The sequence below is a fragment of the Bacillus carboniphilus genome (assembly GCF_020524035.2).
Taxonomy (GTDB): Bacteria; Bacillota; Bacilli; order Bacillales; family JAIVKR01; genus Bacillus_CC.
In genome coordinates, this window is sequence record NZ_CP129013.1 from 518,118 (window position 1) to 537,092 (window position 18,975).

Genomic DNA, 18,975 nt, shown 5'->3' on the forward strand with positions numbered 1-18,975 from the left:
GAAAATGCCAAGTGTTGTTTTTTGTAGTGGGCCTTTTGCAAACCCATCTCTACAGATTCAATCGGTTGAAGTCATTGTTCGAAATACTAGTACTACTGAAGCGGTTACTGCAACCGTGCGACTTTTTGATGAGTCGGTTCAGCCAGAAACCCTAAGTTCATCTACAGTCGTAAATGTTCCTGCTAGCTTAGGAGCAAATCAGGCTGGGACTGGTTCTACAACATTAGATGTTTCAACTTTAACGAAATTTGCCATCGATATTCGTGTGGATGCCGCGACATTAACACAAAATGTCATCGCAACGGCTGTACAGCCAGGACTTACATTACTCGATTCAAGCGATGAATTTATTCAGTATGAGCGCAACTTTGTTTGTCGACCAAGACGGAAAATTTTAATTGATTTTGGAGATTAAATTCAATAGGCAAACAATATATAGAGTTATCAAAAAAAATACTATTCGTTTTTTAAACTTTACTTTTAAGAAGGGAGGATTCTATTATGGCACGTGTTGTGTTTTGTGGGGGACCCATTCCAAATCCAAGTAATAACTTTGACGAAATAGATGTACTTGTTCGAAATACTGATCCTGCTCAAAGTGCTACGGTTGTTGTCCGTTTTTATGATTTAGGAGTCGCGAATAATACAGTCGAAACATTAGTTGCTAGTCAATCTTCAACGATTACACCTCAAAATAGTGATTCTTATCAATTTACAAATCCAATGAGCTTAACAAATTTTGCAGTTGATGTGCGTGTAGACATGAATCGATCTGAAGAAGTCATTGCAACGGCAGTAATGCCTTCGTTTACGCTACTTTCTTCAGGGGATACAGTATTTGAACAATTTGATCGTCAATTTATTTGCCGCCCTCGTGGACAGTTAGAAGTTGATTTTGGTTCTTAATAAAGAAATACAAACCGCAGGCTAGAAATTAGTCTGCGGTTTCATCATTTGTGAATATTGTAAACAAGAGGTGGGTTTATGGTGAAAGATGATATAGGGAGAAAGAGGGTTTATTTTCTATTAGAGGTTGTTCAAAAAGTCCTACGATGGCCTGGATGGCCTAGCATCATCGTTAGCCACAGGACGTGGCGGTATTTAGTTGACGTTCCTTAAGTTCACCGCCTCGTTCTTCAGCGTCCTTTTTTCCCTACTTTTTGAACACGCACTATAATAAGTTCTGGAATTAAAGATATTTGCCTTTGTGCAATTAAAATTCGAGCTTGAGCAATAGTGATTCTTTGAGTAAGCTCTAAGAATCGTTGACTCACGTCATTTCCAAATAAAACTAAATTTTGATTGTGTGCGGTTGTGAGAATTCCTCGTACTTCTTGCAAAAATTCATACTCATTTGTGTCCAAGGTGATTCCTCCTTTCTCTATTAATTATTATATTATATGAAAGGAAAAGGAAATGTTCTCTAGGTATGTTCATTGTTTTTTGTCCATATACCTTAAGAGAAGGGATGGATGGCGAATGGATGCAGTGGTGTTTATAGGAATAAACGAACCCAGTAGACAAGCATGGAAAGAAGCTAACTTAATGGGCTATTATACGTTTATACTGTCTGACAAATACATAATTACTCGGCAGCGATATTTAAATCAATTCAAATGTGTTGATGTGAAAGATGAGAGTCAAATTAATGTTGCCTTATTCGAGATTCTACAGGTAGGGTTTACAATAAAAGCCATTGTGAGTCTATGTGAATCTACAATCATGATGGCTAGTAAATTACATCAAAAGTTTTGTCATTCTTTTTGGCCGGTTAAGCCTGTTTATAAAATGTCCAATAAGTATGAAACGAGAGAATGTTTAAGAGAAACAAAATACAATATAGAATATCAAAAATTGATTAAAGAGAATGATGGATTGGATGTAATTATCGGTTTTCCTCTCATCTTAAAATCAATTTACTCGAAAGGCTCTAAATATGTTCGAAAAATATTAAACCATAATCAATTATTAAAAGAAAGCGAGATTCTTTTTAAAGAAACGAGAGCAGAGGAATTACTAATTGAACAATTTGTGGAAGGAAGACAATTTTTAGTAGAGGTTATGGTATTTAATGGCTTTATTCAACTAGTGGCTATTTTCGAGCAAGAGGTCACTTATAATAGGAGGTTTATTGTAACTGGTTATGCCAGTATAAGTGAGAAAGCCGGAATATTTCAGATACTAAAAAATATAACAGAAACTATTGTTGACCGTTTTGGAATGAATTATGGTTCATGTCACCTTGAGTTGCGATATACGAAAAATGGATGGAAGCTTATTGAGATCAATCCTAGAATATCTGGTGGGGAAGTGCATAATATGATTAAAGCAGCATATGGTTTTTCTTATGTGCGAGAGATCTTAAAAGTTCATTTGAATGAGATGCCCAATTTACAAATGAAACATAATCAATTTGTCTATACTTTTTATTTTATTGCTAAAAGTGACGGTGTGATAAAGGAAATAAAAGGAGAACAAAAGGCACGATGTTGTGAAGGGGTTGTAAATGTAACATTTAAAAATAAAGTAGGGGATTATGTAAGAGAGCCTTTAAGTATGGGGGATCGATTAGGGTATGTTATGGCGGTAGGTGCTGGCAGGTCAGAAGCGAAACAACGAGCGTTACTAGCGGCAAGCTTTATTACTATTGATATTTGTTAGTTCTATTATACATCTTGAGATACATCTTAGAGGAGTGAGATGAGGTGACATTGATCGGTTTTTTACATCATAGAAAAGACCCTCAAACTGTCATAAAAGCATATGCATATGCTGTGATAGCTGCTGCTGAGGGTGCGACTATGCTTTATTTCTCACCAAATAATGTGAATGTGGTGGCAAAATCCATTCGAGGCTATGTTTATGAAAATGGCCAATGGGTTGAAAGGTTATCAAGGTATCCTGATGTGATCTATAATACGGGGAGCCCAGAGAAATTAGCCTTTTCACAATCCATTATTAATTCTTTAAAAAAAAGACATTCCTTTTACCACTCATTCCATCGGTAATAAATGGCGGGTGAATGAACGGTTAAAGAAGGCTAATGAGTTTACTCAATACTTAATTCCCTCTTATATTATTAGGACGATCGATTCGTTTTATTCTTTTTTACATGCTTTTCAAAAGTTAGTGATTAAGCCGATAGACGGTAGAAAAGGAAAAGGGATTTATTATATTGAAAAAAGAGAAGAAGAGTTTTATGTTTTACAAGATTCTTCTCTGATTCGATATCAACTTCAAGAAATGGAGGAGTTTTTAAATGAAACGATCTTAAAAGAAACCTTCATTTTACAGCCCTATATTGAATGTAAAACCCAATCTGGTCAAATATATGATTTTCGTTTACATACACAAAAAGACGGGGAGGGCAGGTGGGGAATTACCGCGATTTATCCTCGTTTAGCCCCAGACGGTTCGATCGTTGCTAATATTAATAATGGGGGCAGTACAAATTACTTAAGGCCTTTTTTAATGCAAGAATTTCAAGACCAAGCTTTTAACATAAAGAGAACTCTAGAATATTTTGCCCTCTCCCTTTCTTCTCATTTAGATGACCTGCAAATGTACTTATATGAAGAAGTGATTGATGAATTAGGAATCGATATTGCTTTAGATAAGGAAAATAAAATATGGATTTTTGAAGTAAATTGGCGTCCAGGCTGCCCGCCAACTTTTTACTTGGAAATGGATGTTGTAAAAAAAACAATCGAATATGCAAAATTTTTAGTAACGAGTCAACCCAAAATAAAGCAACATATTACAAGTGCAAAAAATAGATTGGCATCACAAAAGCCATCTATTCCCATAATTGCTATTACAGGTAGTGCAGGGAAAACAACCACAAAAGCGTTTATTGCTTCAATTTTACAAACAAGATGGAAAACATTCTCTTCTAAAGACTATTGGAACACAACTGAGCATACAAAAAAACATGCTGAACAATTAAGGCAAGAGCTTTATCAAGCGGCAGTATTAGAATATGGAATGGCCTATAAAGGGGTGATAACCGAGCATTGTTCGATTATTCAACCTAATATTAGTGTGGTAACGAATATTGGGCTAGCTCATGTAGGTAATTTTAATAGTGAAGTGAAAAATGTGGCCAAAGCAAAGTCAGAGCTGATTCATGGAATGAAACAAGACGGTGTGTTATTTATGAATAATGATGATGAAAACTCCCGGTTTTTAGAAATAGATCGCTTTAAAGGGAAGATTTACACAGTCGGTATCAAGAAGAAAGCAGATTATAGAGCCCATGACGTTCAATACGAAGAGGAAGGTATGAGCTTTAAAACCATTCTCAATGAAAAAGAGTATAAGCTATTCATACCTATTTTCGGAGAACACCACGTTTATAATGCTCTACATGCGATTGCAGTAGCTGACTACTTAGGTTTTTCCCCTGTAGAAATCATATCAGGTCTCCAATTCAAAAAGCCTCCTAGGAGATTAACAATCTATCATTGCAATAAAGATATTACCCTTATTGATGATACAGTTCATTCTCACCCACAAGGGGTAAAAGCGGCTATCGATGTGTTAGTCAATATTGCATATGAAAGAAAAATTGTCATCTTAGGCCAAATGCGCGAACTAGGCGACTTAAGGGACCAAGAATATCGTAAAGTCGGGCAGTATGTGGCTGAGATGAAGCTTGATTTGTTAATAACGTATGGATTTCGAACAGATATGATTGGCATAGGGGCAAAAGAAGCGAATTATCCTTCAACAAAGATTTTTCATTTCAAAAATAAAGGCCAAATGCATTCTTTTCTTGAAAAGGAGCTTGGAAATGGAGATACGGTGTTGGTGAAAGGAGCGAGTAAAACAAATATGTTTGAAACAATAAAATTTTTGGATGAAACATTTTCTTGAACAAGGTCAATTCGGTTCTTTTAACTTTTGGGCTAATTCAATCATGCTTTTACTCTTCATGGGTCCTTTTATCAATAGGATGGTGTCTTCATTTAATAAAGAAACTAATTGTTCAAATACACCTTCAGTTGTCTCGAAATGATTTACACTTCCTTTAAAACCATCCTCTATTGCTTGACTTGAAATGAATTGTGCCTTATCACCAATAGTAATTAAATAATCGACTGTGTACTCGCTAACAGCGGAGCCCACTTTTCTGTGATATTCTTCTTCATATGTTCCTAGACGATAAATATTACCTAGTAGAACGATTTTTCGTTTATGTTTGCCAAGGTTTTCAATTACTTGCAAGGCTGCTTCAATGGATAAAGGATTAATGGTCCACGTATCATCGATAATGGTACTTCCATTGATTCCATGCGATATTTCAAGGTGACGAGCCATATTTCGAAAAGATTTAAGCTGTTCAATGGCCGTATCAATACCAATTCCTAAAAGGTGTGCACAAGCAATTGAAAATAAAGCATTATATACTTGATGCTCTCCGTAACCAGGAACAAACGCATGAAATTGTCTATGATTTAGTTCAAAGTCAAACATCATCCCGTTAACGGCATATACGATATTTTTAGCATGATAGTCTGATGGCTGTTGAACTCCGATATAAAAAACGTTTCCTTTGAAATTTGAAATAGGTAACTTTTTTGTATTTTGATCATCAGCATTTAATAAGAGAATTCCAGGTTGTGTGATTCCATCTATTATCTCTCCTTTTGCCTGAATATAGCCCTCTATGCTGTTACATCCATCTAAATGGTGTTCTCTTATGTTAGTTATTATTCCGATCGTTGGTTTGAAAAGGTTACATTGGTGTTTAATATTTCCCGTATTACCTAACCCTAGTTCGAATACGGCCATATCGGTTTGTTTTGTGATACCCATTAAATATGGAAAAGAACGTCGTGGTTCGTTCTTACTACTCTCTGTTGCTTGAACATGGTGATCTTTTTGTAATATATGCTTAATCATCTCTTTTGTCGTTGACTTTCCACAAGTTCCTGTAATTGCTACAACCGGAATCTGAAATAAATTTCGGTAATAGTTTGTAAATTTCCAGTGAGCGTGAACGAGGTTGTTTACTTGAATGATTGTAACTCCTGGATAAAATTTCTTGATATCTTCTTCCTTTTTGTCTGTAACAACTAAACAAGGGGTAAACTTAGAAATATGACCCCAATAAATTTTTTGGCGCCTTCCAAGGAAGATCATCGTATGAGTATGTTCTAGTTTATGTCTTTTATGAAAGATGGCATGGTGGATAGACCAATCGTCATTCCCAAATAGGATACGTCCATTAAACAACTTGCAAAGATGATGAACAAATAGGGGCTCCATTGCAACCAATCCTCTCAATTTTTTGATTTATCATGGTGAACGGCTTGCTCCTTCATTATTTTTCTGTTCGCAAGAATACGCTTATAGATTGATTTATCTGGTAATAAACTAAAAGGTCCGACGCCAGGAACCTCGTTTACTTCAAAAATTTTTATAGTTTTCTTCTTGTTAATACCTAAATCAATACCGAATTCCTTTTTTGAAGAAACACGACTCATTATTTTAGATGTGAGAATAGATAAAGTTTCTATTGTTTTTATTGTTGTGAAGGAAGCTTGCGTATCCATTTGAAGAAGGTGAGTTAATAATGAATCAATTGAATAAACATCTGCCCCTTTATGGGTATTGACAATTCCATTTTCAACCGTTTCGCCTTTCGCCACTTTTCCATACATGCCGCTGATAGTCCAATCGTCATTCATTTTTTGCACATGAACACGAATGCTAAAGGGAACATTTTTTAGTGATTGAATTCCCTCTTGAATAATATAGGTTGGGAAATGATTTAGTTTATATTGAGGATATAGTATGGTGTGAAAACGATAAAAATCTTCTAATGAGTGAATTGTAAAAACCAACTGTTCTTTTCCTAATGTCGGGTATCCATTTACAATGATGTGGTCTTCAGAGGTCTTTTCGATTTTGAAAATCCCTCTTCCTTGTCCTGAAGTATTGTGTTTGACATAAATATAACGGAAACGTCTAGAAAAATAGATGAGTGTTGAAAGATCATAAATCGTCGTTTTTGGAATATGAGGATGAAGTGATTGATCAGATAACAACAATTGGTATTGATCCCATTTTGATAATGTCATAAATATCAGTCCTTATTTATAGAGGTTGTTCAAAAAGTCATGAAAAATTGCAGTCGAATAGCTTTGTTGTCTTGCTATTCCAAGCTCCGACGCCAGGATTGTCTAGCACGAGCGTTGTCCCTAGGATGGCGATGCACAGGATGTGCTAGCGCAGGCGTTGGTCACAGGACGTGACCGATGTTAGTTGACGTTCCTCCTTTAGCTCGTGATCCTTCCTTGACGTACACTGTGGTGCTTCGATGCCCAAGGACGGGCTAGCGCAGGCGTTGTCACAGGAAGTGACTGAACTTAGCCTGCGTTCCTTTAAGCAGTCGCCTCGTTCTTGTCTAGCTCTATCGCCTAGCCACTCGAGGTCATAAGCTACGATTTCATGAAAGGTAAAGAGCACCTTTCAAGGTAATCGCATCTTATGCTTGTCGTGGCTGATCAAGTCGATGACGCTTTTCTAATTCTCGGCCCTTTTCCCCCTCCTTTTTGAACGCCCCACTTATATAAAGAAATTGGTAGGTAAATTCTCTTAGCTATCATCATATTATGGTGTAGAGGTGAAATGGGTGAAGACGATTGTTTTTATTGAGACAAATAAATCAGGTTCTAGTCGTGAGGCACTGATAGCGGCAGAAAATTTGGGCTATTACATTGTTTTATTGACAAAAAATGAAAAGCACATATCTCAAAGAGAACAGTTTGTTGAGGTTCACTTTATGATAAAAGTGCGTTCACATACGGAAGAATTTTTGACAGTAGAGATAAAAAAGCTGCAAAGACGTGGCTGTATGATTGAGGCAGTCGTAAGTTTTATAGATTCATATGTTTCTATTGCGTCATTATTACATAATCAATTCAGCTTTAATTCCATAAATGTAAATTCCATCAAAGTGATGGAGAATAAATTATTAACGAGAGAGTATTTACAAAATACGAGGTTTTCAGTTCCTTATTCACCTATTGATAATCTAGATAGCTGGTTAAAAGAAAACCCGAAAGAGGATAGGAAATGGCCCATTTTTTTAAAATCTCCCGTTTCTACAGGTTCTAAAGATGTTGTGAAAATTCATAATTTAGGCATGTTAAGAAAAGAATATGATTCTTTAAAAAAGAAGGTGAAACAGAAAACGTTATTTGTTGAACCTTTTATAAAAGGACCACAGTACCTTGTAGAAGCCGTCATTTTTAAGGGGAACGTTTCTTGTGTAGCGGTTTTTAAGCAAGACATTTTAACAAAGCCACGAAATATCATCATTGGTTATTCCCATGTTGTAAATTTACAAACCAAGTTCATGCAACAATTAGTTCAAGCCACAGAGGAAATAGTAGACATTTTCGGGCTAGAAAATGGGGCTCTTCATCTTGAGATTCGCTATAGCAACAATAAATGGAACCTTATTGAAATCAACCCGCGAATTTCAGGAGGAGCAATGAATCAAATGGTTTTAGCAAGTACGGGAATTAATTTAGTAAAAGAGACGTTGAAGATTTTTTTAGAACAGTCTCCTGACTTGAAAATAGAAAAGCGTCGTTATGTATATACTCGATATAAGGTTGTAGACGAAGAAGGAGTGTTAGAAAAAATTACAGGGAAAACAAAAGCTTCTAAAATGAAGGGGGTGTATGAAGTTTATGTTAAGCCTAAGAAGGGTACAGTGCTTCGTCTTCCTTATTCAATGGGAAATCGTTATGCTTATGTTATTGCAATAGGTAATTCTGAACAAGAAGCAAAACAGAGAGCACTAGAAGCGATTAATACAATACAATTTCATATAAAAAAACAATAGTCTAAAAGTCAATGAATATAAAAAACTCATACTTTTAGGCTATTTTTAATCGCTTTAATTGACAATGATTATCATTAATAGTTATGATGTTAATAGTGGTTGAAAATGATAATTGTTATCATTTGTTATAGACAAGGGAAATTACATGGAACATATTAAAAATGTCTGATGGGAAGGGAGAATGGCATGTTAGAAACAACAGATCACCATGATATAGTCATTTATGATCATGAACTAGGGAAGGTTATCTCTTTTAGACCGGTGGACTATAACCGTGATTTACATACATTGCATGAATGGATGCATCAAAGACATATTGCACCCTTTTGGAAATTAGATGTTCCTCTAGAAGAGTTCAAAGAATATTTACAAAAGTCTCTTCAAGCAGAACATAAGAGGATTTTTATGGGCTTTATTAATGACGAACCTGTTTGTTATGTCATTGCTTATTCGGTAATGAAAGATCCAATAAAGGATTATTATGATGCAAGAGGAACGGATCTAGGGATGCATTTACTTGTTGGTTCTAGAAAGCACTTGAACCGTTTAGAAGCACCAGTGATTATTAGGTCAATGATTTTGTTTTTATTGGAAAGATTTTCTTGTGAGCGAATTATTGGGGAACCAGACATAAGAAATCGAATTGTCATTCCAATCTTAACTCAATATGGGGGGAGAGGTTGTGAAAGAAATTGAAATGCCACATAAAAAAGCAGCTTTGATATTAGGAAATCGAGAGACGTTTTTTGAAAAGTATCAAGCGCTAAACATAAAATATGAAACAAGAATGGAAAAAAGAAACAAGTTTGAACTTTTGGAGACGATTGGAGGCAAGTAAAACGTTGCTAGATCAAGAGCTTTTACTCTATTTTTGAAGCGTATTTCTAAACGAATGCAGGAATTAAACCATCCACCACTGGGTCAATTGAAAGCAAGTGATTCGAGGTTTTTCTTTAAAGAAGCACGTAAATTATATTCGTGTCTTTCATCAACTGGGATTGATGTGTTTGACCAAATGATACCGAAAAAGAACATTCCAATTCGAGTATATGTTCCTAAACAACGAACTGGTGAATTACCTGTAATGGTTTATTTTCATGGTGGGGGCTGGGTGTTAGGGGATTTAAATTCAAGCAACACGTTTTGTCAGTACTTAAGTGAAAAAGCCCAGTGCATCATTGTTTCAGTTGACTATCGGTTAGCCCCAGAACATAAGTACCCAGCGGCATTAGAGGATGCGATGGATGCTGTATTGTGGATTTATGAACATATTCATGAGTTTAATGGAGATAAAGAACGACTATCGATTGGCGGAGATTCCTCAGGAGCAAATATTGCAACGGTTACAGCTTATCGAATACATAAAGAGACACCTATATCGATAAACCATCAACTATTATTAGTACCGGTTACGTATTATAAATATCAATCTCCCTCTTACCTTGCAGATTATTCTTTTGGATTATCAAAGGAAACGATGGATTGGTTTTGGCAACATTATTTAAATGACGAAGAGGAAGGCTTAGATCCGTTTGTTTCGCCACTTTTAATAGAAGAGTTAGAAAAAATGCCTTCAACAACTATCGTAACCGCAGAATTTGATATTTTACGAGATGAAGGAAAAGCCTTCGCAAAAAAGCTAGAAGACAATGGGGTGCCAGTTCAATATCTTTATTATGAAGGGTTAGTTCACAATTTTCCCTTTATGATTGGTAATGTGAAATTGGCAAAAGAAGCAGTCGATGACTTAATAGGAAAATTGATTCCTTATTTCTAAGAATAAAAGAAGAAAGGTGATAAAAGGCATGCCAAACACAATGACACGAAACATCCAATATTTAGAGAGTCAAAATAAAAGAGAATCGAACGCAAGAAGTTACCCACGTAGAATTCCAATTGCAATCCAAAAAGCTAAAGGGGCCTATATAACGGATGTTGATGGAAAAGAATATTTAGATTGTTTAGCAGGGGCAGGAACGTTAGCGTTAGGACATAACCACCCTGTTGTTATTGAAGCCATTCAAAAGGCTCTTTCCGATGAATTACCTCTTCATACGTTAGATATTACCACTCCAGTTAAAGAAGAATTTATTGAAGAGCTTTATAGCATTCTTCCGAAAGAATTTTCTTCTCGTGCCAAAATTCAGTTTTGTGGACCATCTGGTTCCGATGCGATAGAAGCAGCCATTAAACTTGTAAAGACAGCCACGGGAAGAAAAAGCATGATTTCTTTCCCAAGGTGGCTATCATGGAATGACAAATGGAAGTTTAAGCTTGATGGGGAATCTTGGACCGAAAGAGAAAGTATCCAACTTAATGCCAGATGTTCACTTTATGCCTTATCCTTATTCTTACCGCTGTCCTTTCGGGTTAGGTGGAGAACAGACAGAGCAGGTAAGTAGTACCTATTTAAAGAGAACATTATTAGATCCAGAAAGCGGAATTGTTAAGCCGGCAGGACTGGTGATGGAAGTTCTTCAAGGAGAAGGGGGAGCGATTCCGGCACCAAACTCATTTGTACAAAATGTTCGTGAAATTACAAAAAGTGAAGATATTCCGTTTATTATTGATGAAGTACAATCAGGGTTTGCAAGAACTGGAAAAATGTTCGCTTTTGAACATGCCAATATTACTCCTGATGTTCTTGTTTTGTCTAAAGCAATTGGTGGAAGCTTACCGTTAGCTGTAGTTGTTTATGACGAGAAGCTCGATCAATGGTCTCCTGGTGCTCATACGGGTACATTTAGAGGGAATCAGTTAGCAATGGCAGCAGGTACTGCGACGATTCGCTATATTAAAGACAATCAACTAGATACCCATGCGAAGCAAATGGGCCAAAAGCTGATGTCGATGTTGAAAAATATTCAAGCAGAATCAAATGCAATAGGAGAAGTAAGAGGAAAAGGATTAATGATTGGAGTCGAAATTGTCAACAAGCAATTGCAGTCCGATCTTATTGGAAGCTATCCTAGCCATCCTGACCTTGCGAAAAAAATTCAACAAGAATGCTTTAAACGTGGATTAATTCTTGAATTAGGTGGACGTCATGGTAGTGTCATTCGTTTATTACCGCCTTTAATTATCACAGAACAGCAAATTGATGCAGTTGCGACCATATTCCATGAAGCTGTGAGAACAGCCGAAGCGCAAATCAATCGTTAGAGGACATTATTATGAATAAAAAATCATTTGACCATTTATTTATTAATCATGGAAGTATAAAAGATTATGAAAGCTATTTAAAAGAAACGGTTTCAAGGTTAGCCGAGGCTTTATCAATGCAACAAGGACCATTCAATGGAGCAAAACCTGCTGAGCTTATAAAGAAGATCGAGAAGGCGAGTACCTTTACGAATGAAAGTGAAGATTGGCTTGGAAAGGTAATGAAGACGGTGACAGAAGTTGTTGTTCCTTCTAGTTTTCAAGTTCATCATTCTAGATGCATGGCTCACCTCCATTGTCCCCCTTTAATTCCAGCGATTGCAGCGGAAATTATCTTATCGAGTTTGAATCAATCAATGGATTCGTGGGATCAAAGTGGTGTAGCAACTTTAATAGAAGAAGAAATGATTAGCTGGCTCACCGAACTATTTCACTTTCCAAATGGTGATGGGACGTTCACAAGTGGGGGAACACAATCAAATTTGATGGGAATTCTTCTTGCTCGTGAACATTTCTCTGCGAAAAACTGGAACTGGAACACGAGAAAACAAGGGATGCACCCAGAGGCTCATAAATTAAAGATCATATGTTCAGAACATGCGCACTTTACGGTCAAACAATCTGCAGCTCTTCTAGGAGTAGGAGAGGATGCAGTTGTCACCGTTCCAGTTGATGAAAACCAAAAAATGTCCCTAACCGATTTAGATGAAACAATTGCTCAATTAAAGGAAAGTGGTTCACTTCCTTTCGTAATCGTGGCAACCGCAGGTACGACCGATTATGGAAGTATTGATCCTATAGAGGACATTTCAAAACGAGCATCAAAAGAAGGGATTTGGCTACATGTCGATGCGCATACGGAGGGGCTCTTCAATTAAGTGAACAGCATAAAAATAAATTAACAGGAATAGATTTGGCGGACTCTGTAACCATTGATTTTCATAAACTGTTTTACCAACCCATTAGCTGCGGAGCATTTTTAGTAAAGGATCAAGAATCGTTTCAATACCTTTCCCTTCATGCAGATTACTTAAATCCTGAAGAAGATGATGAGGCAGGAATACCAAACCTAGTCAATAAATCCATTCAGACAACAAGAAGGTTCGATGCTTTTAAACTGTATGTCTCTCTTCAAGCAATTGGGATACAAACGTTTGCCGAGATGGTTGAAGGAACGATGTCCTTGGCTAAAGATGTGGCAACAAGGCTTAAAGAGGAACATTTTGAAGTGGTCAATCCAGATCCACAAATAAATGCCGTTGTGTTCCGTTACGTTTCAAACGGTGAAAATATTGATCTTATAAATGCATCTATACGAGATCAATTGTTAAACGAAGGAATAGCTGTCATTGCTAGAACAAAAATATGTGGTCAAACTTATTTGAAACTGACGCTATTAAACCCCTTAACAACGATGGAGGATATTAACTTCATTATTGAACAAATGAAAAAAATAACTCAAGAAACAATGAAAGAGGAGATCTATGTATGAACGCCTATAGCGTAGCTGAGCGAGCGACAATGCAAAGCTTTATGAATTGTTTTTTGCGGGAGGCAAAAGCTGTTGATCGTGCTCTTTACGATGAGAAAGAATTAATCATTTCGTTACAACATCAACAAGTTAAGCTTTTTATTCCTATTAAATATTGGTCTAAAACAGGGCGTCATCTTTTTGACTTTCCCGCTTTTTATCAACTATCTGAACAAGGGGAAAAGCTAGAATTAGATTTTAATACGCTCGTTTCACTTGTGAGTAAGGAGTTATCTCATCAATTTCAATCGAATAAAGAAAATCAAGTGGAGCTGATTGCTCGTGTGATTCAAAGCTATCAACTGATTGTTCAGATCATTGAAGAACGATTTGAAGATCAAGGAGAGTTATATGATGAGGATTTCACATTTATCGAGGCTGAACAGTCGCTGATCTTTGGGCATCTGCTCCATCCAACACCGAAGAGTCGTCAAGGCTTCTCAGAAGAAGATATCGAACATTACTCTCCGGAGTTAAAGGGAAGCTTTGCGCTCCATTATTTTCGAGTTCCGCTTTCATTAATAAAGGAAAGCTCTACACTAGAGAAAAACGCCAATCAGCTAATAAAAGACATGGTTCTTGAAGATCCTTTCATTGGAGAAGACTTTAAACATTTTTATGCTAAAGAAGACGAATATGCCCTTATCCCTCTTCATCCATGGCAAGCACAATATGTTAAGAAGAACCCGTACATAAACAAACTTATAACAGAGAATGTGATAGAGGACTTAGGTCAAGCAGGACGACCATTTTTTCCCACCTCCTCGCTTAGAACGGTTTATCACCCTGAAGTTCCGTTTATGTTTAAATTCTCTTTAAATATTAAAATTACAAACTCAGTAAGAGCAAATTTACTAAAAGAGCTTGAGCGGGGTGTAGAAGTAACGAAGTTAATGGAAGGAAACTTAGGCGGAGAAATTGAGCAGCGTTTTTCGAACTTCTCCATTGTTACAGACCCAGCCTATATTACTCTAAACCTAAAAGGCATGAAAGAAACGGGCTTTGAAGTCATTTTACGAGAAAATCCTTTTATGAATGAAGCAGCTTCGAAAGTCACTCCTATCGCGGCATTATGCCAAGATAAAATAGAGGGTCGAGGCTCGAGATTATCATCAATCATTCATGGAATTGCCGAGCAGGAAAATAAATCAGTAACTGAAATAAGCGAAGCTTGGTTTGAACAATATTTAGATATATCCTTTGAACCGATGATGTGGCTATATTTGCAAAGAGGAATTGCTCTTGAAGCTCATCAGCAAAATAGTGTGGTTTCCTTAACGGATGAAGGATATCCTAAACATTTTTATTATCGAGATAACCAAGGCTACTATTACTGTGAATCGAAGAAAGAGGAGCTTAAAAAGCTATTACCAAACATTAGTACCAAAAGTGAGACAATTTGTGCAGATCGTGTTGCAGATGAGAGATTAAGATATTATTTGTTTTATAACCATTTGTTTGGAATCATCAATGCTTTTGGTACGGGAAATCTTATAGAGGAAGAAAAATTATTAGTGATTTTAAAAAATCGCTTAAGCAAAATCTCTATTAATAAAAACCATCCATCTAACCTTGTGAATAGTTTGCTAAATGATGAGGAAATAGCCTGTAAAGCAAATCTTTTAACGAGATTTCATGATATGGACGAATTAGTGGGTGCGATGGAGACGCAGTCTGTCTATGTTCCAATCAAAAATCCACTTATCATTCGTTAAAGGAGGTTGAATGAAACGATGCTTTCGTTTCGAAGAGTGGACTTTGAAAAAGATGTAAAGAGGCTGCATGGATGGCACCATCAGCCTCACGTAATTCCTTTCTGGAACCAAAATTTTACGTTTGAAAAATATGCTGATTTCTTAACTAAGCTTCTAGATGATCAACATCAGACGTTATGGATTGGAATGGTTCATGAAGAGTCGATGAGCTATTTTGAAACGTATTGGGCAAAAGATGATGTGTTAGGAAAACATTATGACTGGAATGAGTTTGATCAAGGCATTCATTTATTAATTGGTGAACCTAGCTTTTTAGGTAAAGGCTACGCTGCTCCGTTTGTTAGCAAGATGGTCGAACAATTATTTCAAGAAGAGCGCACTTCACGAATCGTGACGGAACCAGATATTCGTAATGAAAAAATGATTCATATCTTTAAAAAAGTTGGATTTAAGCCTTATAAAGAATTGCAATTACCAGATAAAAAAGCTTTGATGATGATTTGTGAACGCTCTGATTTTAAGAAGGTGGTTGAATCATGATTTATGATGTTATAGGTGTGGGTCTAGGACCCTTTAATATAGGAATGGCTGCATTAACCGAAGAGTATGGAGAGTTGAAGACACTTTTTCTTGATAAAAAAGATTCTTTTGATTGGCACCCAGGACTATTGTTAGAAGGAACGACCCTTCAAGTTCCTTTCTTTGCTGACTTTGTCACAATGGTGAATCCAAAAAGTCAGTTTAGCTTTTTAAACTACTTACATGAAATGGGTAGGTTATATCATTTTTATTTTTTAGAAAAATTTTTAATTCCGAGAAGAGAATATAATCATTATTGTCAATGGGTTGTTAATCAGTTGCAAAACACTCGTTTTCAAACAGAAGTAGTCGATGTGAGTTGGGAAGGTCAGCACTATCAAGTAACGGTTGTCGATCAAAAAACAAAAGAACAATCAACTTTACTGGCTAGACATGTCGTTTTTGGTATGGGAAGTGAACCGACCGTGCCTGAGTGGACAGCGAAAGGAAATGAAAATATCATTCATTCCGCTCAATTTAAGCAACGACTAGAAGATTGCTCCCAGTCTAGTGATGTTACAGTTTTAGGATCTGGGCAAAGTGCAGCAGAAGTATTTTTACACTTATTAGCTCAACAAAAAAGAGTCAAAATACCAATTAAGTTGGTTTACACGTTCCAATGGGTTTTTCCCAATGGAATATTCAAAACTAGGTTTGGAACACTTCTCACCAGATTATACAAACTATTTCTATTCACTTGATCAAAATAAGAAAGATCAGGTTTTACCGAATCAAGACTTACTATATAAAGGAATTAGTGCGTCAACGATTGCTGATATTTACGACCTTCTTTATGAACGAACAGTAGGTGGAGGGGAAGTTCCTGCTTCTTTAATGGCAAAAACAGAAATTAAAGAGGTTGAAGAGAAAAATGGGAAACTCATCCTCTCCTGTTATCAATGGGAGCAGAATCGTCACTTTACGCATGAAACTGATTTTGTCATTTCCGCAACAGGTTATAAAGGAGCAAGTTTATCTCGTTTTAAAGGGTTAAAAGAGTTACTTGATTGGGATGACGAAATGCGTCCAAAAATTTCATCGAACTATCAGTTGATTGAAAAGGAAAACCACCAAGGAAGTCTGTTTATTCAAAATGGAGAAAAACACACTCACGGGGTAGGGGCACCTGACTTAGGATTAGGAGCCTATCGAAATGCGGTCATTATTAATCAAATTGCTGGTAAAGAAGTTTATCGAGTTTCTGATAAAAATGTGTTCCAACAATTCGGTGCTAAACAACAAGTGAAAGAACCGATATTCAGTTAAGGGGGTTTTGCGATGAAAACGAAAGAAGATGTAATGACACATGAAAGGTGGACACTTGCCAATAAACGGCTTCTGGCAAAAATGGTTCGAGAGTTTAGCTATGAAGATATCATTGCACCTGTTCTTGAGAAAATAGAAGATCGAACAAAAAAAATGATTCTCACACTAGATGGAAATATACAGTATCGCTATCGTTGTGAAGAAAGAATGATGGATAGTATTTATGTGGATGAAAACTCCATTGAACGGTTTGATGGGAACATATGGGTTGAGGCGACAGATGCAATTCAATTTTTACTTGATATTCAAGTGACAGCAAAGATCAAACCTGATACAGCGGCTTACTTAATAAAAGAATATAATCATACTCTATTAGCAGACGTTCATATTTTATCTCAAAAAGAGAATCGTCATGCAAGTGATCTAATAGGAATGGACTATTCAGAGCTCGAAGGCGAAATGGATGGACACCCTTGGATTACTTATAATAAAGGGAGAATTGGTTTTTCTTATGATGACTATCTCAAGTATACTCCTGAAATGAAACAATTGACTACGATAAGGTGGATTGCGGTTCATCACGATGTGGCTACTTTTCATTCCATCTCTGGTTTAGATCAAAAACAGGTGATAAAACATGAGCTTTCAGAGGCTGAAATCACTTCTTTTTATGAGGTATTAGAGCGTAAAGGGGTTAATCAAGAAGATTACATGCTCTTGCCAATTCATATTTGGCAATGGAATCAAATGGTTATCCCATTGTATAGCTCTTTTGTATCAGCGAAGAAAATTATTGATTTAGGAGAAGGGAAAGATCGTTATCTTCCTCAGCAGTCAGTTCGAACGTTTGTTAATAAAGATCATCAACATAAGTATCATGTAAAGTTACCGATGAGCATATTAAATACACTTGTGTATAGAGGGCTACCGAGTGAACGAACCGTAATTGCTCCGCAAATTACCGAATTTATAAAAAGTATTTACGATCAAGATCCTTTCTTACGTGATCAATGTCGTGTAATTCTTCCTGGTGAAGTCGCTAGTATCAATGTAAACCAACCGCAATTTCATGATTTACCAGGAACCCCTTATCAATTTTTAGAAATGTTAGGCGTGATTTGGCGAGAGAGCATATACTCATATTTAGATGTGGATGAACAAGCGGTTACGTTAGCTGCTCTTTTATATGAAGATGAATATGGTTCTTCTTATATAGGTGAACTTATTGAGCGTTCAGGATTGTCTGCGAAAGAATGGGTAGCACAATTGTTTGAAGTCATTTTACCACCTTTACTCCATTTCTTATATAAATATGGGACGGTTTTCTCTCCTCATGGTCAAAATACAGTGATCGTGTTGAAAAACCATCGCCCACATAGGTTAGCTGTAAAAGACTTTGTAGATGATGTTAATGTAAGTGATCAACCGATTCCATACTTAGATAAACTGTCTGAACCGCTTAAGAAAGTCTTACGTAGTGAACCACCTGAAGGATTGTGTCAATTTATATTCACTGGCTTATTCGTTTGTCACAATCGTTATTTAGCCGATCTTTTAGAACGATCTGGACTCCTTTCAGAGAGCGAGTTTTGGCTAGTTATAAGAGAAACAATCCTATCATATCAAGCGAAGTTCCCGGAGTTAAAAGGTCGATTTGAGCTATTTGATATGTTAAGACCTTCTTTTACAAAGCTTTGCTTAAACCGTAATCGAATGATTGATTATGGGTATGAAGATGGTGATGACAGACCACATGCTTCTGAACATGGGAAGGTAAATAACCCTCTTTATATTGTAGAACAAATGAAGGCAAAAATAAAATAGAGTCACCATAAACAACCAACTTCCCATCGGAAGTTGGT

15 protein-coding genes and 3 pseudogenes are annotated in these 18,975 nt (G+C 36.4%); 15 read left to right on the plus strand and 3 right to left on the minus strand.

The window, feature by feature from the left end; all coding sequences use genetic code 11:
• The first annotated feature begins 4 nt into the window (after window positions 1–4).
• Both LC087_RS02630 and LC087_RS02635 read left to right on the plus strand, forming a co-directional pair.
• Window positions 5–415 carry a hypothetical protein gene (locus LC087_RS02630; protein WP_226538946.1) on the plus strand — a complete coding sequence of 137 codons (411 nt, stop codon included), beginning with the start codon at window positions 5–7 and terminating at the stop codon, window positions 413–415.
• 86 nt (window positions 416–501) lie between these two features.
• Entirely contained in the window at window positions 502–906 is a 405-nt protein-coding gene (locus LC087_RS02635; protein WP_226538947.1) for a hypothetical protein, read from the plus strand.
• Between the two features lie 230 nt (window positions 907–1,136).
• On the opposite strand, the gene LC087_RS02640 is transcribed toward LC087_RS02635, so the two are convergent.
• Entirely contained in the window at window positions 1,137–1,364 is a 228-nt protein-coding gene (locus LC087_RS02640) for a hypothetical protein (protein WP_226538948.1), read from the minus strand.
• Window positions 1,365–1,479: 115 nt separating this feature from the next.
• Here LC087_RS02640 and LC087_RS02645 point away from each other — a divergent pair, with 115 nt between their 5' ends.
• From LC087_RS02645 to LC087_RS02655, 3 genes are read left to right on the plus strand one after another with little or no spacing between them, the layout of a single operon-like run.
• Window positions 1,480–2,661: an ATP-grasp domain-containing protein gene (locus tag LC087_RS02645; protein WP_226538949.1), complete on the plus strand. Its 1,182-nt coding sequence runs from the start codon at window positions 1,480–1,482 to the stop codon at window positions 2,659–2,661.
• A 44-nt stretch (window positions 2,662–2,705) separates the two neighbouring features.
• Window positions 2,706–3,008 carry a hypothetical protein gene (locus LC087_RS02650; protein ID WP_306019918.1) on the plus strand — a complete coding sequence of 101 codons (303 nt, stop codon included), beginning with the start codon at window positions 2,706–2,708 and terminating at the stop codon, window positions 3,006–3,008.
• 10 nt (window positions 3,009–3,018) lie between these two features.
• Window positions 3,019–4,875: a YheC/YheD family protein gene (locus tag LC087_RS02655; protein WP_306019920.1), complete on the plus strand. Its 1,857-nt coding sequence runs from the start codon at window positions 3,019–3,021 to the stop codon at window positions 4,873–4,875.
• A gap of 6 nt (window positions 4,876–4,881) precedes the next feature.
• On the opposite strand, the gene LC087_RS02660 is transcribed toward LC087_RS02655, so the two are convergent.
• Window positions 4,882–6,270, minus strand: coding sequence for a UDP-N-acetylmuramoyl-tripeptide--D-alanyl-D-alanine ligase (locus LC087_RS02660; RefSeq protein WP_226538951.1), 1,389 nt, complete (start codon window positions 6,268–6,270; stop codon window positions 4,882–4,884).
• Between the two features lie 14 nt (window positions 6,271–6,284).
• A complete protein-coding gene (locus LC087_RS02665; protein ID WP_226538952.1) occupies window positions 6,285–7,085 on the minus strand; it encodes a YheC/YheD family protein in 801 nt (266 codons plus the stop codon).
• A gap of 554 nt (window positions 7,086–7,639) precedes the next feature.
• Between LC087_RS02665 and LC087_RS02670 the strand changes: the two genes are divergently transcribed.
• The 10 genes and pseudogenes from LC087_RS02670 to LC087_RS02720 all read left to right on the plus strand — a co-directional run bounded on the left by LC087_RS02670 (window position 7,640) and on the right by LC087_RS02720 (window position 18,937).
• Window positions 7,640–8,860, plus strand: a complete 1,221-nt coding sequence (locus tag LC087_RS02670; protein WP_226538953.1) for an ATP-grasp domain-containing protein — start codon at window positions 7,640–7,642, stop codon at window positions 8,858–8,860.
• 186 nt (window positions 8,861–9,046) lie between these two features.
• The gene (locus LC087_RS02675; protein WP_306019924.1) at window positions 9,047–9,556 is read left to right on the plus strand and encodes a GNAT family N-acetyltransferase; all 510 of its coding nucleotides are present in this window, start codon (window positions 9,047–9,049) and stop codon (window positions 9,554–9,556) included.
• Entirely contained in the window at window positions 9,543–9,698 is a 156-nt protein-coding gene (locus LC087_RS02680; RefSeq protein WP_306019926.1) for a hypothetical protein, read from the plus strand. Before LC087_RS02675 ends, LC087_RS02680 begins: the two co-directional genes overlap by 14 nt.
• Window positions 9,699–9,752: 54 nt before the next feature.
• The gene (locus LC087_RS02685) at window positions 9,753–10,637 is read left to right on the plus strand and encodes an alpha/beta hydrolase fold domain-containing protein (protein ID WP_306019928.1); all 885 of its coding nucleotides are present in this window, start codon (window positions 9,753–9,755) and stop codon (window positions 10,635–10,637) included.
• A 28-nt stretch (window positions 10,638–10,665) separates the two neighbouring features.
• A pseudogene (locus tag LC087_RS02690) lies at window positions 10,666–12,022 on the plus strand (aspartate aminotransferase family protein).
• Between the two features lie 221 nt (window positions 12,023–12,243).
• Window positions 12,244–13,514 (plus strand): annotated as a pseudogene (locus tag LC087_RS19550) (pyridoxal phosphate-dependent decarboxylase family protein).
• Complete coding sequence (locus LC087_RS02705) at window positions 13,511–15,268, plus strand: IucA/IucC family protein (RefSeq protein WP_226538958.1); 1,758 nt, start codon at window positions 13,511–13,513, stop codon at window positions 15,266–15,268. The pseudogene LC087_RS19550 and the gene LC087_RS02705 overlap by 4 nt, the downstream one beginning before the upstream one ends.
• Window positions 15,269–15,286: 18 nt before the next feature.
• Window positions 15,287–15,808, plus strand: coding sequence for a GNAT family N-acetyltransferase (locus tag LC087_RS02710; protein ID WP_226538959.1), 522 nt, complete (start codon window positions 15,287–15,289; stop codon window positions 15,806–15,808).
• A pseudogene (locus LC087_RS02715) lies at window positions 15,805–17,113 on the plus strand (lysine N(6)-hydroxylase/L-ornithine N(5)-oxygenase family protein). The gene LC087_RS02710 and the pseudogene LC087_RS02715 overlap by 4 nt, the downstream one beginning before the upstream one ends.
• 12 nt (window positions 17,114–17,125) lie before the next feature.
• Entirely contained in the window at window positions 17,126–18,937 is a 1,812-nt protein-coding gene (locus tag LC087_RS02720) for an IucA/IucC family protein (RefSeq protein ID WP_226538961.1), read from the plus strand.
• Window positions 18,938–18,975 lie beyond the last annotated feature (38 nt).

What these genes read in the sequence shown, in the direction of transcription:
- LC087_RS02660 (WP_226538951.1), bottom strand. Translation starts at nt 6,270, where the DNA reads ATGGAGCCCCTATTTGTTCATCATCTTTGCAAGTTGTTTAATGGACGT.
- LC087_RS02675 (WP_306019924.1), top strand. Translation starts at nt 9,047, where the DNA reads ATGTTAGAAACAACAGATCACCATGATATAGTCATTTATGATCATGAA.
- LC087_RS02665 (WP_226538952.1), bottom strand. Translation starts at nt 7,085, where the DNA reads ATGACATTATCAAAATGGGATCAATACCAATTGTTGTTATCTGATCAA.
- LC087_RS02645 (WP_226538949.1), top strand. Translation starts at nt 1,480, where the DNA reads ATGGATGCAGTGGTGTTTATAGGAATAAACGAACCCAGTAGACAAGCA.
- LC087_RS02705 (WP_226538958.1), top strand. Translation starts at nt 13,511, where the DNA reads ATGAACGCCTATAGCGTAGCTGAGCGAGCGACAATGCAAAGCTTTATG.
- LC087_RS02710 (WP_226538959.1), top strand. Translation starts at nt 15,287, where the DNA reads ATGCTTTCGTTTCGAAGAGTGGACTTTGAAAAAGATGTAAAGAGGCTG.
- LC087_RS02630 (WP_226538946.1), top strand. Translation starts at nt 5, where the DNA reads ATGCCAAGTGTTGTTTTTTGTAGTGGGCCTTTTGCAAACCCATCTCTA.
- LC087_RS02720 (WP_226538961.1), top strand. Translation starts at nt 17,126, where the DNA reads ATGAAAACGAAAGAAGATGTAATGACACATGAAAGGTGGACACTTGCC.
- LC087_RS02635 (WP_226538947.1), top strand. Translation starts at nt 502, where the DNA reads ATGGCACGTGTTGTGTTTTGTGGGGGACCCATTCCAAATCCAAGTAAT.
- LC087_RS02685 (WP_306019928.1), top strand. Translation starts at nt 9,753, where the DNA reads ATGCAGGAATTAAACCATCCACCACTGGGTCAATTGAAAGCAAGTGAT.